This window comes from Arthrobacter sp. sptzw42 (assembly GCF_059089685.1).
The window spans coordinates 1-374 of sequence record NZ_JBNHEX010000034.1 but is presented as its reverse complement, the minus strand read 5'-3'; the positions used below and the strand labels follow the sequence as shown (position 1 = coordinate 374).

Annotated in this window: 1 pseudogene; it reads left to right on the top strand. The window is 67.9% G+C overall.

Annotated elements, in window-relative coordinates:
- Positions 1-374: pseudogene (locus AC5RT4_RS17755) on the top strand (pyruvate dehydrogenase (acetyl-transferring), homodimeric type); the annotation flags it as partial.

Sequence of the window (374 nt, the reverse complement as noted above, 5' to 3'; positions counted from 1 at the left end):
CGCACGTTCGGGATGGACGCGTTCTTCCCCACCGCGAAGATCTACAACCCCAAGGGCCAGAACTACCTCTCCGTGGACCGGGACCTGGTCCTGGCCTACAAGGAATCCCCCGCAGGCCAGCTGATCCACCCCGGCATCAACGAAGCCGGCGCCGTCGCAGCGTTCACCGCCGCCGGCACCGCGTACGCCACCCACGGCGTGCCCCTGGTCCCGGTCTACGTGTTCTACTCCATGTTCGGCTTCCAACGCACCGGCGACGCGTTCTGGGCAGCAGCAGACCAAATGACCCGCGGGTTCATCATCGGCGCCACCGCAGGACGGACCACCCTCACCGGCGAAGGCCTCCAGCACGCCGACGGCCACTCCCCCCTCCT